Source organism: Companilactobacillus pabuli (genome assembly GCF_014058425.1).
GTDB lineage: Bacteria > Bacillota > Bacilli > Lactobacillales > Lactobacillaceae > Companilactobacillus > Companilactobacillus pabuli.
This window is the reverse complement of sequence record NZ_CP049366.1, coordinates 268,367-291,146: the sequence shown is the minus strand read 5'-3', so window position 1 is coordinate 291,146 and position 22,780 is coordinate 268,367. Positions and strand designations below refer to the sequence as shown.

Sequence of the window (22,780 nt, the reverse complement as noted above, 5' to 3'; positions counted from 1 at the left end):
CTATATTATTTGTAATAAGGAAAGACCTCATATATATCGTTAAGACAATTCAAGTACATTTGGCAGTGTACACGAAATTGATATGTATACAAAAAAAGGATGTCCATGGTCGGCATACCACGAACATCCAAATTAATAATTCACACACAGTTATAAAAAAATTAAATAGTAGCCTTGAAAGTTTGTTCAACTACATCGTACATGGCAACGTATTGATCAGGAGCAACACGTAAGAAAGGCATACCGTTAGACGTATTGATAACAGTATCTGTAGCCCATTTGGTTCCAGATGCTAAAGATACGTCGCTTTTTTGTACTAAATTATGATCGTAAACATTAACAGCTTTATCTTTGCCGTCGAGTGATTGAACTTTGATAACCATTCGACGGTTTTTGTATGCAAAACTATCTTTTGAGCTTAAAAATTGGTTAGGTGCAACTTGGAAATAGTCAGTTCCGTTAATATTTTGAGTCTTAGCAACTTGCCAAGTACTATCCTTTTGAAGAGCAACATCAGTAGCATTTCCATTTTGATCATAAACAGGTGCTTCTTCGCTACTTACTTGAGCAAAGTTTCCCTTACTTACTGATTGGGCATTAACATCAGTAGTTGTTGCTAGAGAACCCCCAACACCTAAAAGTGCACACACTAAAAATAATAAAGATTTTTTCATTTTCCTTGACCTCACTATAATTCAAATAATTTAACCCTCTGTGCACTTATTTTTTTGGCAGAAAAAAAGCGCACACAAAATTGGTTTTATGTAATACAATAAAAAAATTAATATTTCACACAGTCAGCTATATAACATTGGCATAATTATAAGCAACTTTATAGTACAAGGTTTGGATGACTATTACAAGAAATATCGTTCAAAAATCCTTATTTTTTTTATCAAATTTTCAATATATCGTATATCATAAAAATAAGAAAACGTTATAATCGTTGATAATATTGACTTCTGTAGACCTATATGTCATGAAAATAAAAAAAGACTATCTTAATCAAGATAATCTTTTTTTGGTTATTTATAGTTTTGCTGAAAATTCTTGTTGCATGACATACCACATGCCCACATATTCGTCTGTCGCTACTCGTACAAATGGCATTCCATCAGGTGTGAAAATCACTCTATCCGAATACCAAGAAGTACCTGGTGCTAATGCTACATCCGATAATTGAACAAAGTTGTGATCATACAAAGGTACATCTCCATCAGTTGATGAAACCTTGATAACCTCCGGTCTATTGCTATAAGTATAGCTATCTTTGGAGCTTAAATACTCATCAGTAGCTATTTGGTAATAGTCCGTATTTTTAATACTGATTGTTTTCCCAAGATACCATGTACTATTCTTTGGAACTTTTCTCCCAAGATTATCTCCATTGGAATTGTATAGATCTGCTGAAGATGAATCTACATCTACAAAATTTCCGCTATTAACGGATTCAGCCTTGACACTAGTCGGTGAAAATGAAAAACCTAAGCCAAGTAAAATTGTTAAAAACATTACTACGAGCTTTTTCATTTTTTATACTTCCTTAGTCTCCTTAGACTAACTAAACTGTAATATGTTTAAACAAATATTACAATAATTGAGCTTACACATATATTTATAAAAAAAATCACCAGACTAAATAATCTGATGATTTTTAAATTTATTTATGATCTATCTTTTTCAACAAATCGTTATTTTCATTAACCTTAGCTAAATAATAAGCCAAGTTATTGAAAGTTTCATAATCTGCTTTTTTGTTCTTATCATTTTTAATTGATAAGGCAGCAAAGTAATTTAATTCATCCAAGAAATATGAAACATGTTTTTCATTTGCAAATTTTAAACCACGTTGACTGAAGTCAAATGATGTTTGATAAGATTGCATTTTGGCAAAAGAACCAGCTAATGTCTTGCAAATAAAGAGGATTTCCAATTCATTGGCATTTTTGAGTTCGACATCCTCATCACAAGCATTAGAAATCATTTGGAAATAGTATTGTGCGCGGTCATCATGTCCTTGGCCTAAATAATCTAGTCCTTTGAACAAATAAGCTAACAAAGTATAAATATCATCATTAGCTGATTTAGTATACTGTAAAACTTTATCAAGAGTGAACAATGAGGCATCAAAGTTACCCTTCCAATAATCCAACACACCAGTAATCAATTCGTATTGCTTCATGTCGTTATCGCTCAATTTTCCCTCGAGTGAAGACAACTTTTCCGCTACATCTGAAGTATCTCTCAATAATGTATCTTTCTCTAATACATCCAAGGCACTATCCTCTTTGGCAGAAGCTTTACTTGAAAAATCACTAAAAACATCGTTTAATGTTAAATCTAATTTCAAGCAAATCTTAATAAGGATATTGACCGTGGGTGCGATATTATGTTTCTCAATTTTGCTAATTGTATTCTGAGTACAAATATCATCAGCTAACTCAATTTGAGTTAAGTTCATTTCTCGTCTTTTATTGTAAATAATTGATCCAAGAAACAATGGCAACACACTCCTATCTATCGTTATGACATTTATCAATAATACTATACCACCGGATAAAAAAATATATATAGTTATCATAAATAAATAATCCATTATTAATATATATTTTTATGAATATTTGCATATGCACAAAAAAACTTGTGCTCAATTTCCAGTATTATCAACCATTGTAAAAAAAAAGCAGTCGAACAAATTAATGTCCAACTACTCTAGTGATGCGGGTAAGAAGATTCGAACTTCCACGGAGATAATTCTCCACAAGATCCTTAGTCTTGCGCGTCTGCCAATTCCGCCATACCCGCATGCACGTTCTACTATACACATAAATAAAAAAATTATCAAGACGAAATAGTAATATCTTTGATATATTTTAGTTTTCCATGACATTTTCCGCAGACATATTTTCGAGCATTTATCTTTTTTACACGACGATAAATATGATGACAATTATTACATTCATAAATGTGATAGTTTTTTCTATGAACGGTGCTCTTAATTGGAGAAAAACGACTACCGCCAACTTGTTGCAAAAGAATTTTAAAAGTTCGATCCTTATGCTGTGCTGGCAATCCATCATTGTACAAATGATAGTGGCATAATTCATGTTTTATGACACCGATTAATTCTGCCCGACCAAAATCCCGATATATTTTAGGATTAATATCAATATTTTTATCTCGTAAATGAAAACGACCACCAGTGGTTTTTAACCGACTATTGAAATACGCTTGATGAATAAAAGGTTTCCCAAAATATTCTTGGGAAACCTTTTTTACTAATGCAGTTAATTCTAAATCATTCATCTTAAGCTAAGTTAGTCAACTTTTGAATCAATTTAGAAAATTTATCCATGTACTCATCTTGCTTCTTTTCTGCTTCATCAAACTTGTGACGGTCGATTTTTTTATTGTCACCGATACTTTCAGTCATATCAGCACAGCCAGCAACATAATTCTTGAAAGCTGAAACCAAATTAATGTGTGTTCCCATCAATCTAGCTGGTGCCTTACCCTTTTCCAATTTTGCTAAAGTTGTTTGATAATTCTTTGTACCAGTAGCGAAATCTTTTTGAATCTTTGTATATTCTACATCGTCTAATTTATCAACTTTGCTACGGTCTAATGCATCACGTAATTTTTCAAATTCTGGATTAAGTTTGTCTTGTTCATCTTGAATTGATTGAACAGTACTGTTAATTAAATTGCCATATTGCATAGCTTTCTTTTGTGCGGCATTCATAGTAATTACCTCTTGTTTTCTTTTTGTGTTTTTTCGGTATAAATATCTTTTTCAATAGTAAATCTAGGACGTTGTTTAACTTCACTAAAAATTTTTCCAACGTATTCACCGATTACACTAATACTAATTAATTGTACACCACCAAGTGCCCAAATAGATATCATTAGTGAAGACCAGCCATCAACAACATTACCATTGATTTTTTGAATAAAACTATAAATCAATAAAATCAAACTGATTAAAACGATAAAAAATCCTAAGCCCATAATCATCTTTATAGGAACAATTGAAAACGAAGTGATTCCGTCCATCGCAAATTTAATCATCTTGCGTAATGGATACTTAGATTCACCAGCAAATCTTTCTTTACGAGCATAGTAAACTTTGGCAGATTTGAAACCTACTAAAGGTACGATCCCACGTAAAAACAAATTTCTTTCACGATAACTCAACAAAACTTGGCACGCTCTTTGGCTCATCAAACGATAATCCGCAGAATCAGGAACTAAATGAACTCCCAAAAAGCCCATGAATTTGTAGAACATCTCAGCTGTATTACGCTTAAAAGCCGTATCAGTATCACGATTATTTCTAACGCCATAAACTACTTCTGCACCATCGAGATATTCATCGACCATTTTAGGAATCGCATTAACATCATCTTGTAAATCAGCATCTATCGTTATAACGGCATCTGAATCTTTAGAGGCACGAGTTACTCCGGCCAACAAAGCTCCCTGATGACCAAAATTACGGCTCAATTTAACACCAGAAACTAATTTAGATTCTTTAGAGAAATTATCAATCATACTCCAAGTCTTATCTTTACTACCATCGTCGACGTAAACAATTTTACTGTTGGCAGAAATCTTACGTGACTCAATCAAGCCATTAACAATTGCTGATAATTCTTTTGTCGTTTCTGGCAAAACTTCTTCTTCGTTGTAGCAAGGGACTACAATACTTAATTTGAATAAATCAGACATTCATTTTCCCCCATTTTAATTTAAACCAATCGTAAATCCAATATAGGCCAATCCCGCCTAAGATTGCGATAACAGGTAGAAACTCTAGTCGATACCTACCTTGTACTTCAATTAATAATTGTACAACGGCGTACGCCATTAGTGGTAACAATAATATAAATATCTCTTTGTGAGTGTTTTTCAATAATTTGATTGAACCAAACCATGACAAGATTATCAAGACTAGTGAGCCTAAATAGCCCAATAATTTGATAAAGTTACTTGTCTTCAATGAATGTCTAGTTTCAATACCGGTAAAGTCAATGGTGATTGCACGTTCTGCCCACAATTTAGAATTTTTATTCCATAATAGTTTAAGCCAACCATGAGTAGAGTTGAGATTATCAATATTTTCACGAATAACTTGATGTTCTTTGGCACTCATTTTAGCCCGGCTATCTTTGAGGTTGAAACGGTCAACCATTTTTTGATCATAAGCACCGTTAGAGTTAGCATCCAAACCGACTACAAATTTCCACTCAGAATCTCGATTAGTTAATCCATAAGAATTGAGCCCCGAATTTCTAATTGCTAAACTAGCTCCAGAAAAAATCACTTGATAAATTAACAAAGTTATTACTACTTTGACAATTTTTGACCAATTGAGTCGATCATTATCGATCAATAAATAAATCAAGGCATAAACAACGATACCCGCTATAACGACTGGACCAATCGGCCGAATGATACTACCAACGCCGAGAGTCAAACCAGCCAGTGCATAAGACCAATAACTGCCTTTTAGAATCAAGTAAAACGTCACTAAGAATAATAACATCCCTAGATACTGATTATCAGCTTGACTATTTAAAGCAAACCAGTCCAAGTCAATCATCAAAATAAAGACGGATAGACGGGCTAACTTAACTTTTTTTGTAATTTTAATGGCTAACAAGTAGACCATAAAAAGAATCAAAATTTGGTACAAAACATTTAACAATTGAATTGCTATTACGTGATGTCCAAAGATTTTGACCACCGTCATAACGTAGACTAAAAAGCCCGTTTGGTAGGCCCATTTAGCAAAATAATCGTTATCGTAACTAAAAATCTTCTCACCATTTAAAGCTTTCGGAGCTGTTCGCCAAAAAGCCTTAAAGTCACTGACCTGTGTCTGCGGAACCAGCTTCAACCAAATTAAAGCAACAATTGCGAAGACTAGTAAAAGACTAATTAAGATCAAACGATTGAGATTTTTATCATCATCCCGAATTCGATAGAGCAAATAACCCACTCCACCGACAAAAATAATTGCACAAAGAAAAACCAGTATCGCTAATACTGGTTCTATTTTTAAATAATTTAATGTATAAAATTGCCCAGCTTGAATCAAAACGACTGACGTAAAGATCACTAAGCAGACAATAACTAATTTGCTAATAATATTTTGAAATTTATTCAGCATGATACCCCTTATGCTTGATGAATTAATTTACTGTGTTTCTTCACAAAATCACCAAGTTTATCTAAACAAGCATTGATACTGTCCATACTTGCAGCGTAGCTCAAACGTAAATGGCCTTCACCACCGATACCAAAGAAACTACCTGGTAAAATTGCCAAATGTTCTTCCTCTAGTAATTCGTTGGCAAATTTGACATCGTCTTGCTCAAGACCTTCTGGAATCTTAATGAATAAGTAGAAAGCACCATCGGGATCAGGACAATCAAAGCCTAATTCTTTTAGACCCTTATGCAAAATATCACGGCGAGCTTGGTATTCTTTACGCATTGGAATTGGGTCGTCATAACCATTCTTATAAGCCTCTAAGGCAGCGTATTGTGTGATAGAAGTTATCGAAGTTGTAGCCAATTCGTGAATCTTATTGATTTGAGCAATCACTTCAGCAGGTCCGCAAACGACACCAAAACGCCAACCAGTCATGGCATGCGATTTAGATAAACCATTCAACAAAATTGTTTGTTCTGGCAAAATTGTTCCGAATGATACATGCTTAAAATTATAAGTCAATTCACTATAAATTTCGTCACTAACGACAAAAACATCATGCTTTTTTAAAACTTCGGCCAAAGCTTCCAACTCAGCTTTTGTATAACTAACACCAGTTGGATTGCTTGGGTAATTCAATAATAAAATTTTAATTCTAGGATTAGTTCTTAAAACCTCAGCTAACATTTCTGGAGTCATCTTGAAACCAGTCTTTGAAGTATCTAAATAGACTGGAGACGCCCCATTAAAATTAGCATCTGGACCATAGATTGTAAATGAAGGCGATGGAAGCAAAACTTCATCCCCAGTTTGCAAAATAGCATTAAAAACTGAGAAAACACCTTCTGTAACACCAGCGGTAGCCAAAATTTGGCTCTCTGGATCATAATTCAAATCGTACTTGTCATGTAGATAAGTAGCTACTGCATGTAAAAGCTCATGGTCTCCTTCGGGAACTGTGTAATGAGTTTTATTCTCATCGATTGCTGCAATAGCAGCTTTTTTAATATGATCAGGAGTTGGAAAGTTAGGTTCACCAACGGTCATATTAACAGCTCCGGGTATACTCTTAGCTTTGGCATTAAACTTAAAGATATCTTGTTGTTTAATTGCCACAACTGACGGTTTCATAAGGGAGATTAAATCACTTTTCACTGTTAAACACCTCTTCTTAAAGATTACCCTTTAATTCTAACATATGATTTTCATTAGACAGAACTGATTGAGACATTAGTTTGCCATTGTCTATCAATGAGTTAAGCGCATTCATTTAAATAACCAATTCGATAAAAAAGCCCAACCAATTTCAAAAATTGGCTGGACTAATTAATTACACATCAAAAACTGTATAAGGTAGACGACGTTTGTGAGCTGTCTTCTTATACCAATTTTCAATAATTTCAGCGTGCTTAGGATCAATATCTTTACCTTCAAGATAATCATCAATATCTTTATAAGAAACTCCTAAAGCTTTTTCATCAGGAAGACTTGGACGGTCTTCTTCCAAATCAGCAGTTGGAATTTTTTCGTAAAGGTTCTTTGGAGCATCCAATTTCTCCAACATTGCTTTACCTTGGCGTTTGTCAAGGCGGAATAACGGCGTTACATCGGCAGCACCATCACCATATTTAGTATAAAAACCAGTGATATTTTCAGCCGCATGATCAGTTCCAACAACGACACCCTTGTTATCCCCAGCAATTGCATATTGAGCAATCATTCTCGTTCTAGCTTTGATATTACCCTTGTTAAAGTCAGAAATAGTTAAACCATTATCTTCAACGGCTTTTACCATTGCATCAACACTGTCTTTGATATTTACACGGACAACCTTGTCAGCCTGCATCCATTCGATAGCTTGCATGGCATCTGATTCATCAGCTTGTTCTCCGTAAGGCAAACGAACGGCAATGAATTGATAATCGTTATCGCCTGTTTCTTGACGAAGTTCTGTCATAGCAATTTCTGATAATTTACCAGCTAATGTGGAATCTTGTCCACCAGAAATACCCAACACTAAAGTTTTCAAAAAACTGTGTTGTTTTAAGTAAGTCTTCAAAAAATCAACTGAACGTCTAATTTCGGCTTCAGGATCAATTTCTGGTTTAGCATGTTCAAATTCAATAATTTCTTTTTGCAATGGTCTCATTTTTAGTCACCTAATCTAATATTGTTTACATCATTTCTAATCTTCTCAATATACTTCATCTTATGACTGTATAGTTTTGAAGATAAGTCGACTGGATAGACTTGTGGGTTCAAGATACGTTTGTATTCATCCCAAAGTGAATCTAAGTTGGCTGCACAGTAGTCTTTGATTTCTTTAACGGTTGGCAAGTCATAGACTAATTTTCCATTAACGAAAATATCATGTAGCAATGGCTTAGCTTGGAAATCTTCAACTGTTTTATTGATATATGTGTATTGTGGATGGAACATATAAAGTGAATTGTGCTCACGAGGATCTTCATTCCAGAAAGTTACGTAATCCCCTTCTGATTTGTCGTTCTTCTCGTTATTAGTAATGCGCCAAACTTGTTTCTTACCTGGTGTAGAAATCTTAGCCGCATTGCTAGAAAGTTTCAAAGTATCCATCATGTTACCTTTGGCATCTTCAATACTTACTAACTTGTAGACAGCACCTAAAGCTGGTTGGTCAAAGGCTGTAATAACCTTAGTACCGATACCCCAGACGTCAATTTTGGCATCTTGCATCTTCAAGTTCAAAACAGTCTTTTCATCCAAATCGTTAGAAGCATAAATCTTAGCATTAGGAAAACCAGCTTCATCAAGTTGTTTTCTAACACGTTTGGAAATATAAGCCATATCACCGGAATCGATTCGAACGCCTAAGAAATTGATCTTGTCACCCATTTCACGAGCAACTTTGATAGCACTAGGCACACCACTCTTCAAAGTATCGTAAGTATCAACTAAGAAAACACAATTCTTGTGAGTTGTAGCATAAGCTTTGAAAGCATCATATTCGTTACGGTAAGTTTGTACCAAAGCATGGGCATGTGTTCCAGAAATTGGAATACCAAATAATTTACCAGCTAAAACGTTACTTGTAGCATCAAAACCAGCAATGTATGCAGCACGTGTTCCCCAAATAGCAGCATCGACTTCTTGCGCGCGACGAGAACCGAATTCCATAACGGGATCATCACCACAGACAGTCTTGATACGAGCGGCTTTAGTAGCAATAAGCGTTTGGAAATTAACCATATTCAAAACGGCAGTTTCAATCAATTGACATTGTGCTAGTGGTCCTTCAACTTGAAAAATTGGTTCTTCATTGAAAACCAAGTCCCCTTCCAAAGCTGAACGCACTGTACAACTAAATTGCATATCTTTTAACCAGCGTAAAAATTCTTCATCATATTCCCCATATTCACGCAAGTAATCGATATCTGAATCTGAAAAACTTAAGTTCTTAAGATAATTAACCACATGTTCTAGACCTGCAAAGACAGCAAAGCCATTATCGAAAGGCAATTTACGGAAATAAACTTCGAAAACAGCCCGACGATTGTGCAGCCCCTTCTTCCAGTACGTATACATCATATTGAGTTCATAATAATCAGTATGCAAAGTTAAATCTTCATTTTGAAATTGAGTCATCATATCTCCCTTAATAATTTGATTATCAAAATTTATTTTACATTAATTGGCATCCAAAGTCGCTTGATAGCCGTCATTTACTTTTTGAGCTAATTTTTCAATAGAATAATTGTCACGAACTTCTTGATAAAGAGCTAAACCTTTTTGATCCAAGTTGCCATCTTTCCAAAAAGCATGTGCATCATTTAAAGCACTGATCAATTCTTGCTCATTGTCAGATTCAACTAACCAACCAGTCTCATCATTGATAACCTTGTCAGTTGCCCCAACGTTTGTTGCAATAACAGGCTTTCCATAGGCAGCCGATTCTAGATAAACTGTTGGCAAACTTTCTGATTTTGAAGTCAAAACAGATACATCGCATTCTTGATAGTAATCGCCAGTATTTTCTCTAAAACCAACGAATTCGACTTTATCTTTGATTCCTAGTTTCTTAACTAGTTCCCGTAAGTCATCCATCAGTGGACCATCACCAACTAAAGTTAAACGATAGTTAAATTTGACCTTGCTCAAGGCTTCTAATAACAAGCGATGATTCTTGACATCAACTAAACGTGCCACTTCCAGAAGACTAAAAGTTGCTTGACGATTGAATCGAGGATTGATTCCAGAAAAATCAATAGCATTGAAAACTTCAAAAGTTCTTTCATCAGGAATTTTCAATGATTCAAAATAATCTACTAGATCAGGATTCATATAGAAAAGTGAATCTGCGCGTTTTAAAGCGTGGAGATTTAATTTGAGCATAACTGACCCTTTGAGTCCTGAAAAGTCGATACGGGGGTCAGAATGGACTGTAATGACCCATTTAGCATTGATTCTCTTTCGGATTAAGGAAACAATGTAATTTGCTCGTGGACCATGGGTATGCACGATATCGAAATTATTATTATTGATATATTTAATTAATGGTTTCAAAATAGACAAGTCAAAACGTTGCTTTTGCTCAATCACAGACACGCTCAAACCATTTTCCTTGGCCATTTTTGAAACGGGACCTCTTTGAAAGGTCAATAAAGTACTTTCAACACCAATTTGTTTTTGGCCTTTCATTAAGTTGATAATATAAGTTCTTGCTCCACCGTCTTCATTACCGGCATTAATATGTAAAACGCGCATTTTGACACCTCTCAAATTAATCTTTCTCGTGTATAATAATACATTAAAGGAGAACGCCATGCACAAAAATAGAGTAAATATTTTAGGTACAGAATTTGACAACTTTACCGCTAAACAATTCCACAAATATTTGGATGACGATTTAGACCTTAAAGCTAACAGATTCATCGTAACACCTAATCCTGAAATTGTTTTATCAGCCAGAAAAGATAGCAATTTTTCAAAAATCATCAACAACGCTGATTATGTCATCCCTGACGGTATCGGAATCATTAAGGGGGCTAAGAGTCTAGGCACTCCTCTCCATGAAAGAATCACTGGTTTTGATACTTTAGAATACTTAATTTCAGCTGTTAATCGCAAACAATTAAAACTTTATATGGTAGGCGCTAAACCAGAAGTTATTGAAGCCAGCGCCAAAAAAATTAAAAAACAATATCCTCAAGTTAACTTAGTTGGCTATCACGACGGATATTTCAAAGACGACGCACCAATCGTTGAAGAAATCGCTGCTAAGAAACCCAACGTTGTTCTAGTAGCTTTAGGATCACCAAAACAAGAATTCTTCATCAACAAGTACCGTGATCAAGCAGATGCTGTCTGGATCGGTGTCGGTGGTAGTTTCGATGTTTTCTCAGAAACTAAGAAGCGTGCCCCTAAAGTTTTCCAAAAGCTTAATCTTGAATGGTTCTACCGCTTGATAACTGAACCAACTAGAATTGGCCGTATGATGGCAATTCCTAAGTATATGAATATGATTAATAAAGAGAAGAAAAACAAGAAATAACGAAATTTTTTTCAATTAGTATTAAATTGCCGTCGTCCGTTCGGCACTGGAAAACGCTGGGACGCTGCCGACTAGATAGTGATTTCTATCTTTATATAAATAACTTCAGAAAATTAATAGAAGATATTATTGGAATTGCAGTATATTGCTGCATTTCTGGTAATATCTTCTTTTTTTGGTATAAAGAAATATGGATGTTACTCAAAAAGTATGTGTCTAATTCTTTTCAAATAGATATTGAAATCTAGTCGGGAGCAAAATCCCTGTGATGGCTCAGCCGCCAGATTCTTGTTAGTGCTTTAGCACTTACAAGAAGGCCTAGTTTTGAGATTTTGCGTCTTTGGGGCCATGCAAAAGCTCAAAATAGTGCCGGCAGCGTTCCAGCCAATCACAGGGCTTTTGCGGACGACGGCATACTTCACACAAAAAAATCCCGTTAGAAAATCTAATTTCTAACAGGATTTTTTATTATTCTTCTACATCAATTGTATAAGGATCTTCACCAGATCTTAAAAAGATTCGTGCATTCAACATTGCATAACTCAAAATGGTAACGAAATAAATACTTACTGAAGGTGCTTCAATAACATGTCCCGTCATCAAAGCCATTCCGAATCCTAAAGCAACACTGGAAACTAGCATTGCCCACTTAAATGACCACATGTACTTGAATTTTCTAAGGAAAACTCCAATTAGGTAAATCAAGCAATAAGCTAGTGGTGCTAAGTAAACGATAGTTCCGATAAAACCAAATTGGAAGAAGATATCGACGTAATCCATTTCAACCAACTTAGCTTTCTTTTCACTCTTGAAGTTAGTAGCGTAACCCATTCCAAAAGCCTTTTGTGCAGGCGTTGCTTTGGAGAAGTTATCAGCCGCATTTTCAAAGTAAACTGTCCGACCACTGAATAAGTAAGAAACGGTCTTATTAGTTTCAACGTACTTCTTTTGATCTTTAGTGATACCTTTTTTTGTCTTAGCTTGTTTCTTCTTGTACTTAATCATATCACTGTGCAATTCAGCTGTTCTAGAAACGGCCATTGCTGGATAGGCGGCAAAAATTCCACCTAGCGTTATAACTAGCATAACGATGATTCCAGCCATGTATTTGCGACGACCGCTGTCTTGGAAGAATTGAATCACTGCTGCCAAGATAGCCATGCAAATACCAAACACGATAGCTAATAAAGAACCCTTTGTTCCAATTAACAGTGCTGAGTAAATTGCGATAACAATCGTTAGCCAATAGTAAATTTTTGACCAAGTATTAATTTTCTTAAGTGCATACCAAACCATAATTGGGAAAGAGATTGAAACGATTGCACTCAATTCGTTGGCTGCGAAGAACCAACCGCTCTCTCCTAATTTGTAGTATGAGTATGAACTGAAACTAGTATTAGTGAAGTGAGCCACAATCATGATGATACTGATAATGTTGACCGCAATAAAGACTACCTTTGGGAAAAAGCGATTGATGATTCGATCCTCAGCTAATTCTTCAAAAGCGTAAAAATATCCGAGCAACATAATTGGATAATACAAACTCTTTGCTAAAGTCGTAATTTCCAAAGATGGAATAAATAGAGTTTTAGTTTTGTAATTGATTGCCAAACTAATAGCTGACACTACTGCTAATAATACGAAGTAACCAATTATTCGAAACCCGTGTTTATTATCTCGATTCAAAATCAAGAACAATAATATGTAGAATACCGTTATCGCCATGACGACCATTCTGATCAATACCCCGAAGGTAATATTGATGTTAAAACGCATCATCGTACCAGTAACGGCATCTAATACTGGTTGAAAGATAATGTACAGCATCAAAAAGATACTATACTTTTTTATAAAGCTTTGCATAAGTGACTCCCAGTTTAAAAATTTAAAACATGTGTAGGTTATATCTTACCTTAAATCTAATTCTAAAGAAATTGATTATCTATCTTTCTAGATAAAATTCAAAACGATCTCCAGCGTATTGTGAACGAACGTATTCAAATGGTCTACCATCATCCAAAGTTGTTACTTGGCGAACACGTAAGATTGCTGAACCACGCTTAACGTTCAAGAAATTAGCGATTTTTTCTGAAGCTAAAATAGCAGAAACAGTTTGCGTAGCGTTACCTAATTTTAACCCAGCTTTGTCCTCAAGTGCTTTATAAAGTGAAGACGTTATGTCTTTTTTATTCAAACTGTTGACGATATTTATCGGTATAGTCGCAACTTCAAAACAAATTGGTTGTTGATCGGCGTAACGAATTCTTTCCATTCGTAAAATTTGGTCGCCATCTTTTAATTTTAATTTTTCTAATTCACTGATTGATGGATCAGCCACATGATAAGAAACAGTCTTACTTGAAGGCTTCTTTCCTTGGCTTTCAGTGATTTCGGTAAAACTAGTCGTTCCTGACATCTTTTCTTGAACCTTGCTACTAGCAACATAAGTTCCTGATCCAACTTGTCGTTGCAAAATTCCCTCATCGACTAAAGTTTGGATTGCTTGGCGAAGTGTCATCCGACTGACATCAAAGTCTTGTGAAAGCTGTCTTTCTGACGGGATACGTTCCCCAACAGCCCACTTGCCAGATTCGATTTCTTTTCTAATTTCATTGTGAATTTGTATATATACTGGTACCTTCATTTATTTGGCACTCCCTTTAAGCATTACTTCTGTTAATTATACAGTATTTTTGTAAAAAATTAAGAATTGGTCTAAAAACAATTATAACAAATACAATAATAGGTCTATATCAATTGACATAAAAAACTAATCAGTATATTCTAAAACGCAAGTGACTACACGATCTAACAGCGTTGCTTCCGATACGGCTGTCTAAAAACAAACAAGGAGATTTTTTATCACATGGATAATTATTCCAATAATTCAAATAGTAGTTTCACTGAACGTTTTTCTGCTGCTTTAAGAGATTTGCCAAATGCACTTGGACAGGTGTTCAACTTGCAACGAAATGTGCATGAATTAAGAACCCTCAAGAAAACGACTAAGATCATGATGGCTATTATGCTTTTAGCAACTTGGGCTTCATTTATCTTGGGAAAAGATTTTGGATTTTCAGGTTGGATCGGTGTCATCACTGGTACTTCCGTTGTCTTGAATCTAATCTTAGTTGACCAAGGTCGTTTGACTAATTATAGTTGGGGCGTCTTAGGTTGTGTCGTTTGGCTAATCATTGCCATTAACAACCGTTTAATTGGCGATATCGCTTCGCAGTCGTTTTATTTAATTATGCAATTCGTAGGTCTTTCAGTTTGGCATCGTGAGATCACCCAAGCTGACCAAGAAGAAGTAAATTCTCGCAAATTAACTTGGCGTGAAGGAATCTTCTGGTTCTTGGCGACCTTTATTATTTATTTCATTGTTTTATTCTTCAGTAAACATTTGAATGGCGTCCAAGTTTACTTAGATGCTACTCTTTTGCCATTAGGAATTGTTGGACAAGTTCTAATGACTTATGGTTATCGTTCCCAGTGGATTGCCTGGATCACTCTTGATGTCATTAATGTTGTCATCTGGTTCAACCAATTGCAAGTAGTTAGCCCTGCTTCCACTTCGATGTTCGTTCTACAAATAATTATGTTGGCTAATGCCATTTATGGCGCCTATCTTTGGTTTAAACCTAGAGACCAACAATAATATTTGAAACATTTAATATAACCGTCAAAAAGCAATTATCCATCGTGTAGTCACTTAAGCATCGACAATCGTCGGTGTTTTTTCTTTGTGGAATAAAAAAAGCCGTCAAACAAGTTTATTCTTGTTGACGACTAACTGGTAAATAAATTGGGTTAGCTGGATTCGAACCAGCGCATGACGGGATCAAAACCCGTTGCCTTACCGCTTGGCTATAACCCAATGAATGGAGGGGAGTGGATTCGAACCACCGAACCCGAAGGAGCGGATTTACAGTCCGCCGCGTTTAGCCAGACTTCGCTACCCCTCCATGTGTTTACCACATGTCTTTATCCGACTTAATTATATTACCGAAAATAACAGACCATTTCAAGAGTTTTTTGCAAAAAAAGATGAATCATTTTCAGATTCATCTTTTTAACTACCTTATAACGTCGACATTATCGGCTTTTACGAACTCATTTGTCGCTACACGATAATAATCTTCATTATTAATTTTAATTACTTTATCAATTTTCCAATCAGTTTTGACAGCTAAAGCACGATTGGTTACTGTATCGCCGTGAGAATTATCTAGCGAGATATAGTCAGCTCCATCGTGAGTTCTAACTACTGAATCTTTATCCTTGTATAGGTAAATATCAGAAGCTTTGACGAATTCATTAGTTGCTACACGGTAGTACTTCTCGCCTTTAATAGTCATGTACTCGTCGGTTTGCCAATTTGAGTTTGGTGAAAGAGCAACAGTTTTACTTAGGTTACCATCTTCATCATAAATGTCGGCAGAATCTTGATCTGGGTATGTGGTTAAGGTTTGAAGTTTGTGTGTGAATTTGGAAGTTACTGTTGGTGCGGACGGATTTTTAGTGTAGTAAATTGTGTAATTATTTTCCATTCTATTCCCATTTTGAATAACCGCAAAAGATTTTTCACTTTTTGACACGTCTAACACATATGCACCAATCTTATTAGGATCCCCATTAAATGTCTTTAATTTTATTTTGACCGTATTAGGATTTGCCGTATATCCGGAAATACTTGGAGCCTGAATTGTTATGGTTTGCCCTACATAAGAAAAAACACTCTTTTTAATTGTTAATGCTCCCATAAAAAGCTTTTCTCCCGAAAAATCAGAAGCAAGCATAGAACTATAATCTCCTGAAGGTTCAGAATCCTCTAAGTCATCACTATTTAACGTAACACTTTTATTAGAATACAATCCGAAAGTAAAAAAGGTCTCACTCATATTTTTTTCACTTACTTTCAAATTCCAAGTACTAACATCTGTTCCACCCTGTGGATATTCTGCTTGATTTTCTTTTTCATCATTTGGGTTTATCCATGAATCCACATCAAGACCTGAATCCTTGGAAAAATCCAAACCAGAAATCTTAATTTGATACAATCGATTAGTTTTATAAAATATATTTTTTATATTGTCATTCGAATTCGTAAATTTGCTTATATCTACCTCATGCAAACGAAAATCATCATTAAACATCTTTGAAAGATTTAACTCTTTTTCCTGATTAGGCTCAAAACTACTTAAGTCTATATTAAGAAGAAAATTATCTTCTGCAAACATCCCTTCAAAACTATCAACTTTAGACACATCCAACTTATTAAGCCCACCAATTTCAGTTACATTCGTCATATTTGCAAATAAATAACTAGAATTACTTGGAAGTAGTAATTTACTATTATTATCAGAATTAATTACAACCTTTTTAATTTGTTCATAATATTGAGACCACGGAACTGTGAGATCTCCCTTTTCATTATCAGATATTTCAGTACCATTTAAATAAAGCACATCATCTTTAATCGACCAAGAGGCATTATCTCCCCATTTTTGTTCATCGACATTAAGAGATTCACTCTGTTCACCTGTCGTGGTACCAGTAGAATTTTGATCAGAATCGTCAGCCAAAACATTCAACTGCCCCATACCGAAAATTCCAATAAAAACAGCTAAACTATAAATTAAAGTTTTAACTAATTTCTTCATAAAATCACCCCTTCTATGATTGTTAGCCTTTTCATTTGGATTATTATAGCCCCAAATAGAAGTATTTTTATATCAAAAATCAAAAAGTTGCTACCCGACTTACGCTCAAGGTAACAACTTTTTGATCATTATTAATCTGTACAGCTTTGGTAGTTTGGGCAATTCCCAAGACTATTGCTAGTGCTGCGATGAAACTAAGAATCAACAGCTCGATTTTCTTCCTCATGAACACTCGCTCCTCTACAAATGTTTATATCAATATTGTAAACGATTTCATAAAGAATTTTAAATATTTTTTCGTCAGAAAACAAAAAAGCCATAACCGAAGTTATGACTTAGTTTAATATACGATTTTTTAGTTAACACCGGCCATCAATTTCTTGATCTTAGGTACAAACATAATCAAGATAACTGCGGCAACTAATGTAACGATACCAGTTACACCGAAGAACATCATTTCATTTTGTGGGTTTCCTGGTTCGAATAACTTAACTAATTGAGCATTGGCAGCTTGTCCAGCTGAATCAGCTAGGAACCACATACTCATCATTTGACCTCTGAAGGCCTTAGGAGCAAGTTTTGTTGTGGCTGACAAACCAACTGGAGAAATCAACATTTCACCAATTTCAATGATACCCCAACTTAGAACTAGCCATAGTGGACTAACTTTGCCACCGGGAGCTAAGCCAATCAAAGGAATAATCAAAACAAAGTATGAAATGGCTGTAGCAACTAACCCCATCCAGAACTTAGATGGTGATGATGGTTGACGTTTAGCCAATTTAATCCATAACCATGCAAAGAATGGTGTATAGATAATGATGAAGAATGGGTTAAGCATTTGGAATTGTGGAGCTGACAAATGCAAACCAGCAAAGTTTAATTGAGTTTGTTCAGCAGCGAAAAGTGCCAAAACAACAGAGCCTTGTTCTTCAATTGCCCAGAAAATTGCAGCAGCGATGAACAATGGAATATAAGCAAATACACGTGATCTTTCGATCTTTGTAACCTTTTTACTTGTTAGCATCATTACGAAGTAACCAACAGGCAAAGCGATACCCAAGATACTCAAGATAGTAATAAAGTTGTCAACTGTGAAAGCATTCATAATCATCATAATTACAACAATAACAACAAGTGCAATTACACCAATGATGACACGTTTGTAGAATTTACTACGTTCAGCATCAGTAATTGGATCTGGTGCTTGTAAACTTTCTTTAGGAAGGTACTTACGACCATCCCACCAGTAAACTACTAATCCTAAGAACATACCAATAGCAGCTAATGAGAAACCAGCATGGAAATTAAAGTGATTCCACATCGTTGTAACGGCTTGTGGAGCAACAAGTGAACCCAAGTTGATACCCATAACGTAAATACTGAAACCAGAATCACGTCTTGGATCTCCTTCGGTATACAATCCACCAACCATTTCAGATACGTTTGGCTTCAATAAACCAGTACCAATAACAATAAGTCCAATTGATACAAACAAACCAGTTTCGCCCATTGGGAGTGACAATACGATATGACCAAACATGATCAAGACACCACCCCAGAAGACAGTTCTTCTAGGTCCCAAAAGTCTATCACTGATAAATCCACCAAGCACACTAGACATATAAACTAGTGAACCGTAGATAGACATGACAGATGCTGCAGTGGTACGGTCCATACCAAGTCCGCCCTTTGTTACAGCATAGTACATGTAGAATAGCAAAATGGCACGCATACCATAGTAACTGAATCTTTCCCAAAATTCAGTTAGGAATAATGTACGTAACCCTATCGGTTGACCGAAAAATCCTCGGTCTTTCTTTTCGTCCATTAAAAAATTCTCCTCACATTACACAAATAATACATTAATATTAAACTTACAAATCAAAAGTGTCAAAGCATTTTTTAATAAACAGTTCTCAAAGCCTTATATATAGGCAAAAAAAAATAAGAGCCTTTTAATATAGGTTCTTATTATTTAGCGTTATGTTTGAAGGCCATTGTTGCTTTAACAGCCTCTTTCCAGCCATCATAAAGATCATTTCTAAGAGATTCTTTCATTTTTGGTTGATACATCTTACCAGTTTGATAGTTCTTCTTAATATCGTCGATATCTTTCCAGAAACCAATTCCTAAACCAGCCATAAAAGCAACTCCTAATGAAGTGGTTTCCAATTCTGATGAACGCTGGAGAGAAATCCCTAAAATATCAGCTTGAAATTGCATCAAGTAATCATTGGCAGATGCTGCTCCGTCGACTTTTAAGACTTCAATTGGCATCTTAGCATCAGAACTCATCGTTTCAATGATATCTTTCGTTTGATATGCAATCGCCTGCAACGTCGCTTTGACCAAGTCCTTATCAGTTGTGCCACGAGTAATTCCAAACATCGTACCGTGTGCTTGGTTATCCCAATAAGGTGCACCCAAACCGGCAAAAGCTGGAACGACATAAACTTCATCATGATCGGTTGAATCTTTTGCATAATCTGAAGTTTGCGGAGTATTGTTGATCAAACGCATATCATCACGCAACCACTGTAACGCCGCTCCAGCCACGAATACACTACCTTCTAAGGCATACTTGATTTCACCGTTGATACCGTAAGCAATCGTCGTTAACAAATTATTATCGGATAAAGCTGGTTTGTCACCGGTATTCATGACCGCAAAAGCACCAGTTCCGTAAGTATTTTTGACCATTCCCTTTTCAAAGGCCATTTGACCAAAGAGTGAGGCTTGTTGAGAACCAGTCATCCCAGAAATTGGAATTTCCGAACCATAAAATTGATAATTTTTAGTTATTCCAAATACTTCTGAATTCGATTTAACTTCTGGCAACATAGCTTTAGGAATATTAAAGAGCTTTAATAAATCTTCATCCCATTGCAAAGTATTGATATTGAACAACATCGTCCGACTAGCATTGGCATAATCGGTCATAAAGCTGGCCCCATCAGTCAACTTCCATAACAACCACGTATTAATAGTTCCAAAGAGCAATTCACCTTTTTCAGCACGCTCCTGAGCACCTTCAACGTGATTGAGAATCCAACGAATTTTAGTAGCTGAGAAATAAGGGCTGATAATCAAACCAGTCTTTTTATGAATTTCATCTTTGAAACCAGCCTTGATCATGTCATTAGCCAAGTGAACAGTTTGTCGACTTTGCCAAACGATGGCATTATAAATTGGCAAACCAGTCTCTTTATCCCAAACAACAGTTGTCTCTCTTTGACTAGCAATCCCAATTGCTTTGATCTGATCGGGTTTAATACCTGAATCAATCAGAGCAGTAGCGATAGTAGTTTGTACAGCATTCCAAATCAGATTGGGATCATGTTCGACCCAACCAGGATTCGGTAAAATTTGTTGAATTGGGTGTCTGGCAACAGCTACCTTTTTACCACTGTGGTCAAAAATAATAGCCCGAGCCGTCGTTGTCCCTTCATCAATTGCTAAAATGTATTCTTTTTCCATTGTTAACTCCTAAATACGAAAAAAGGCGTCTCCGCCTTTATGATTCTTAAATAAACTAAGGTTAACATTAATCTTTCGTCACTACCGACTAAATCATATTTCTTACTCCTTATTTCAAGAAATAAAAAATAGAATTACTATCTAGTCCGGAATAGCAAAGAAAATTGGCTCAGTAGTGAAATTATTCTAAGCAACTTGTTGCTTAGAATAAGGCCGAGTTTTGAGATTTTGCGCACTTGGTTTATGCAAAAGCTCAAAATCGTGCCCACTACGTTCCAGCCAAATTTTCTTTGCTATGGAGGACGGAATACTACATTAACTAAAGTTCAGAATTTTTTACTTTGTCGCCTTATGTTTGAACTTTCTTGTTGCACTAACTGCTTCTTTCCAACCTTCATAAAGATAATCAGTACGTTTAACATCCATTTCTGGTTCAAAAGTAGCACCTGTTGCATATTGTTTCTTAATATCTTCTAGACTATCCCAATACCCTACTGCTAGTCCAGCTAAAAATGCAGCTCCCAAAGCAGTAGTTTCCAAATCTTTGGCACGTTGAACGGGCGTTTGTAAAATATCAGCTTGGAACTGCATCAAATAACGATTATTTGCAGCACCACCGTCAACTTTAAGGGTTGGAATATCGATACCGGTATCACGTTTCATCGTTTCAATAACATCACGACTTTGGTAAGCCAACGATTGCAAAGTGGCTTTGATGAAATCATTTTTTGTCGTTCCTCTAGTCAAACCGAACACTGCACCACGAGCATCAGCATCCCAATAAGGTGCACCCAAGCCAGTGAAAGCTGGTACGACGTAAACTTCATCATCATCTTGAGAATTCAAAGCGGCTTCTTCTGATTCTGGGGCTGAATCAACCAAATGCATTGCATCACGCAACCATTGAATGGCTGAACCAGCTACGAAAATACTACCCTCTAGCGCATAATAAACTTTACCATTAATACCATAACCAATCGTTGTTAACAAATTATTATCTGATAACTGAGGCTTCTCACCGGTATTCATCACGATAAAGGCACCAGTTCCATAAGTATTCTTGACCATCCCTGGTTCAAAGGCCATTTGGCCAAACAATGCTGACTGTTGATCACCAATCATTCCAGCAATTGGAACTTCTGAACCATAGAAATGATAACCTTTTGTCTTAGCGTAAACTTCTGAATTGGGGCGAACTTCTGGCAACATGGCCTTAGGAATATTCAATACTTTTAGAATATCATCGTCCCACTTGAGGTCGTGAATATTGTATAACATCGTCCGACTGGCATTCGAGTAGTCTGTTACATGGGCAGCTCCACCAGACAATTTCCAAAGAATCCATGTGTCGATTGTTCCAAAGAGCAATTCACCTTTTTCAGCACGTTCTTGAGCTCCGTCAACATGATCTAGAATCCAACGAATCTTTGTAGCTGAGAAATATGGGTCAATCAACAACCCAGTTTTTTCATGAATCATATCCTCATAGCCATCTTTTTCCAACTTAGCGGCAATATCTGAAGTTTGTCGACTTTGCCAAACAATAGCGTTGTAAATTGGCAAACCTGTTTTCTTATCCCAAATAATGGTAGTTTCACGTTGATTGGTAATTCCAATACCTTTGATTTGTCTAGGCTTGATGCCAGATTCAATAAAAACATTGGCAATTGTCGATTGAACGGCATTCCAAATTTCATTAGCATCGTGCTCGACCCAGCCAGGTTGTGGAAAATGTTGCGTAAATTCACGTTGGGCATCGGCAATTTTCGTCCCAGCTTTATCAAAAATTATTGCCCGAGTACTAGTGGTTCCTTCATCGATTGCCATAACATATTCACTTGACATTATTTCACCTCATTTATTAATGTAAACGCTTCATACCAAAATATTA

20 protein-coding genes and 3 tRNA genes are annotated in these 22,780 nt (G+C 35.7%); 2 read left to right on the top strand and 21 right to left on the bottom strand.

Annotation, left to right across the window (positions count from 1 at the left end; all coding sequences use genetic code 11):
- Nucleotides 1-161: 161 nt before the first annotated feature.
- The 12 genes from G6534_RS01400 to G6534_RS01345 all read right to left on the bottom strand — a co-directional run bounded on the left by G6534_RS01400 (nt 162) and on the right by G6534_RS01345 (nt 10,959).
- Nucleotides 162-674: an SLAP domain-containing protein gene (locus tag G6534_RS01400; RefSeq protein ID WP_182083055.1), complete on the bottom strand. Its 513-nt coding sequence runs from the start codon at nt 672-674 to the stop codon at nt 162-164.
- Between the two features lie 355 nt (nt 675-1,029).
- Nucleotides 1,030-1,530 (bottom strand): SLAP domain-containing protein, encoded by a 501-nt coding sequence (locus tag G6534_RS01395; protein WP_059074101.1) that lies wholly within the window; start codon nt 1,528-1,530, stop codon nt 1,030-1,032.
- A 130-nt stretch (nt 1,531-1,660) separates the two neighbouring features.
- Nucleotides 1,661-2,500, bottom strand: coding sequence for a helix-turn-helix domain-containing protein (locus tag G6534_RS01390; protein ID WP_059074100.1), 840 nt, complete (start codon nt 2,498-2,500; stop codon nt 1,661-1,663).
- 219 nt (nt 2,501-2,719) lie between these two features.
- Nucleotides 2,720-2,805: transfer RNA gene (locus G6534_RS01385), tRNA-Leu, on the bottom strand.
- 36 nt (nt 2,806-2,841) lie between these two features.
- Complete coding sequence (locus tag G6534_RS01380) at nt 2,842-3,306, bottom strand: SprT family protein (protein WP_059074099.1); 465 nt, start codon at nt 3,304-3,306, stop codon at nt 2,842-2,844.
- A gap of 1 nt (nt 3,307) precedes the next feature.
- Nucleotides 3,308-3,742: a hypothetical protein gene (locus tag G6534_RS01375; RefSeq protein WP_059074098.1), complete on the bottom strand. Its 435-nt coding sequence runs from the start codon at nt 3,740-3,742 to the stop codon at nt 3,308-3,310.
- Between the two features lie 5 nt (nt 3,743-3,747).
- Nucleotides 3,748-4,728 carry a glycosyltransferase family 2 protein gene (locus G6534_RS01370; RefSeq protein ID WP_182083054.1) on the bottom strand — a complete coding sequence of 327 codons (981 nt, stop codon included), beginning with the start codon at nt 4,726-4,728 and terminating at the stop codon, nt 3,748-3,750.
- Nucleotides 4,721-6,172 (bottom strand): hypothetical protein, encoded by a 1,452-nt coding sequence (locus tag G6534_RS01365; protein ID WP_059074097.1) that lies wholly within the window; start codon nt 6,170-6,172, stop codon nt 4,721-4,723. Before G6534_RS01365 ends, G6534_RS01370 begins: the two co-directional genes overlap by 8 nt.
- An 8-nt stretch (nt 6,173-6,180) precedes the next feature.
- On the bottom strand, nt 6,181-7,371 hold the full coding sequence (locus tag G6534_RS01360) for an aminotransferase class I/II-fold pyridoxal phosphate-dependent enzyme (RefSeq protein WP_152999968.1): 1,191 nt from the start codon (nt 7,369-7,371) through the stop codon (nt 6,181-6,183).
- A gap of 175 nt (nt 7,372-7,546) precedes the next feature.
- Nucleotides 7,547-8,365: an ammonia-dependent NAD(+) synthetase gene (gene nadE / locus G6534_RS01355; protein WP_059074096.1), complete on the bottom strand. Its 819-nt coding sequence runs from the start codon at nt 8,363-8,365 to the stop codon at nt 7,547-7,549.
- Nucleotides 8,366-8,367: 2 nt separating this feature from the next.
- A complete protein-coding gene (locus G6534_RS01350; protein ID WP_029606580.1) occupies nt 8,368-9,843 on the bottom strand; it encodes a nicotinate phosphoribosyltransferase in 1,476 nt (491 codons plus the stop codon).
- Between the two features lie 39 nt (nt 9,844-9,882).
- Nucleotides 9,883-10,959, bottom strand: coding sequence for a glycosyltransferase (locus G6534_RS01345; RefSeq protein WP_059074095.1), 1,077 nt, complete (start codon nt 10,957-10,959; stop codon nt 9,883-9,885).
- 58 nt (nt 10,960-11,017) lie between these two features.
- On the opposite strand from G6534_RS01345, the gene G6534_RS01340 reads away from it, so the two are divergent.
- The gene (locus G6534_RS01340) at nt 11,018-11,746 is read left to right on the top strand and encodes a WecB/TagA/CpsF family glycosyltransferase (RefSeq protein ID WP_059074094.1); all 729 of its coding nucleotides are present in this window, start codon (nt 11,018-11,020) and stop codon (nt 11,744-11,746) included.
- 468 nt (nt 11,747-12,214) lie between these two features.
- Here G6534_RS01340 and G6534_RS01335 read toward each other — a convergent pair whose 3' ends face one another.
- Nucleotides 12,215-13,609 (bottom strand): O-antigen ligase family protein, encoded by a 1,395-nt coding sequence (locus tag G6534_RS01335; protein ID WP_059074093.1) that lies wholly within the window; start codon nt 13,607-13,609, stop codon nt 12,215-12,217.
- Between the two features lie 79 nt (nt 13,610-13,688).
- The gene (locus G6534_RS01330) at nt 13,689-14,390 is read right to left on the bottom strand and encodes a GntR family transcriptional regulator (protein WP_059074092.1); all 702 of its coding nucleotides are present in this window, start codon (nt 14,388-14,390) and stop codon (nt 13,689-13,691) included.
- 222 nt (nt 14,391-14,612) lie between these two features.
- Here G6534_RS01330 and pnuC point away from each other — a divergent pair, with 222 nt between their 5' ends.
- A complete protein-coding gene (gene pnuC / locus G6534_RS01325) occupies nt 14,613-15,404 on the top strand; it encodes a nicotinamide riboside transporter PnuC (protein ID WP_059074091.1) in 792 nt (263 codons plus the stop codon).
- 147 nt (nt 15,405-15,551) lie between these two features.
- Here pnuC and G6534_RS01320 read toward each other — a convergent pair.
- From G6534_RS01320 to glpK (G6534_RS01290), 7 genes are all read right to left on the bottom strand, one after another.
- A tRNA-Gln gene (locus G6534_RS01320) sits at nt 15,552-15,623 on the bottom strand.
- Between the two features lie 5 nt (nt 15,624-15,628).
- Nucleotides 15,629-15,711, bottom strand: a tRNA-Tyr gene (locus G6534_RS01315).
- A gap of 111 nt (nt 15,712-15,822) precedes the next feature.
- Nucleotides 15,823-17,409 (bottom strand): SLAP domain-containing protein, encoded by a 1,587-nt coding sequence (locus G6534_RS01310; RefSeq protein ID WP_182083053.1) that lies wholly within the window; start codon nt 17,407-17,409, stop codon nt 15,823-15,825.
- A 79-nt stretch (nt 17,410-17,488) separates the two neighbouring features.
- Nucleotides 17,489-17,635 carry a hypothetical protein gene (locus G6534_RS01305; protein ID WP_182083052.1) on the bottom strand — a complete coding sequence of 49 codons (147 nt, stop codon included), beginning with the start codon at nt 17,633-17,635 and terminating at the stop codon, nt 17,489-17,491.
- A gap of 129 nt (nt 17,636-17,764) precedes the next feature.
- On the bottom strand, nt 17,765-19,240 hold the full coding sequence (locus tag G6534_RS01300; RefSeq protein ID WP_059074087.1) for a peptide MFS transporter: 1,476 nt from the start codon (nt 19,238-19,240) through the stop codon (nt 17,765-17,767).
- A 143-nt stretch (nt 19,241-19,383) separates the two neighbouring features.
- On the bottom strand, nt 19,384-20,889 hold the full coding sequence (glpK, locus tag G6534_RS01295; protein WP_182083051.1) for a glycerol kinase GlpK: 1,506 nt from the start codon (nt 20,887-20,889) through the stop codon (nt 19,384-19,386).
- 336 nt (nt 20,890-21,225) lie between these two features.
- Complete coding sequence (glpK, locus tag G6534_RS01290; RefSeq protein ID WP_059075235.1) at nt 21,226-22,734, bottom strand: glycerol kinase GlpK; 1,509 nt, start codon at nt 22,732-22,734, stop codon at nt 21,226-21,228.
- Nucleotides 22,735-22,780: the final 46 nt, after the last annotated feature.

Coding starts and splice junctions, on each gene's coding strand:
- G6534_RS01400 (WP_182083055.1), bottom strand. CDS start 674: ATGAAAAAATCTTTATTATTTTTAGTGTGTGCACTTTTAGGTGTTGGG.
- G6534_RS01395 (WP_059074101.1), bottom strand. CDS start 1,530: ATGAAAAAGCTCGTAGTAATGTTTTTAACAATTTTACTTGGCTTAGGT.
- G6534_RS01380 (WP_059074099.1), bottom strand. CDS start 3,306: ATGAATGATTTAGAATTAACTGCATTAGTAAAAAAGGTTTCCCAAGAA.
- G6534_RS01375 (WP_059074098.1), bottom strand. CDS start 3,742: ATGAATGCCGCACAAAAGAAAGCTATGCAATATGGCAATTTAATTAAC.
- G6534_RS01370 (WP_182083054.1), bottom strand. CDS start 4,728: ATGTCTGATTTATTCAAATTAAGTATTGTAGTCCCTTGCTACAACGAA.
- G6534_RS01365 (WP_059074097.1), bottom strand. CDS start 6,172: ATGCTGAATAAATTTCAAAATATTATTAGCAAATTAGTTATTGTCTGC.
- nadE (WP_059074096.1), bottom strand. CDS start 8,365: ATGAGACCATTGCAAAAAGAAATTATTGAATTTGAACATGCTAAACCA.
- G6534_RS01350 (WP_029606580.1), bottom strand. CDS start 9,843: ATGATGACTCAATTTCAAAATGAAGATTTAACTTTGCATACTGATTAT.
- G6534_RS01345 (WP_059074095.1), bottom strand. CDS start 10,959: ATGCGCGTTTTACATATTAATGCCGGTAATGAAGACGGTGGAGCAAGA.
- G6534_RS01340 (WP_059074094.1), top strand. CDS start 11,018: ATGCACAAAAATAGAGTAAATATTTTAGGTACAGAATTTGACAACTTT.
- G6534_RS01335 (WP_059074093.1), bottom strand. CDS start 13,609: ATGCAAAGCTTTATAAAAAAGTATAGTATCTTTTTGATGCTGTACATT.
- G6534_RS01330 (WP_059074092.1), bottom strand. CDS start 14,390: ATGAAGGTACCAGTATATATACAAATTCACAATGAAATTAGAAAAGAA.
- pnuC (WP_059074091.1), top strand. CDS start 14,613: ATGGATAATTATTCCAATAATTCAAATAGTAGTTTCACTGAACGTTTT.
- G6534_RS01310 (WP_182083053.1), bottom strand. CDS start 17,409: ATGAAGAAATTAGTTAAAACTTTAATTTATAGTTTAGCTGTTTTTATT.
- G6534_RS01305 (WP_182083052.1), bottom strand. CDS start 17,635: ATGAGGAAGAAAATCGAGCTGTTGATTCTTAGTTTCATCGCAGCACTA.
- G6534_RS01300 (WP_059074087.1), bottom strand. CDS start 19,240: ATGGACGAAAAGAAAGACCGAGGATTTTTCGGTCAACCGATAGGGTTA.
- glpK (WP_182083051.1), bottom strand. CDS start 20,889: ATGGAAAAAGAATACATTTTAGCAATTGATGAAGGGACAACGACGGCT.
- glpK (WP_059075235.1), bottom strand. CDS start 22,734: ATGTCAAGTGAATATGTTATGGCAATCGATGAAGGAACCACTAGTACT.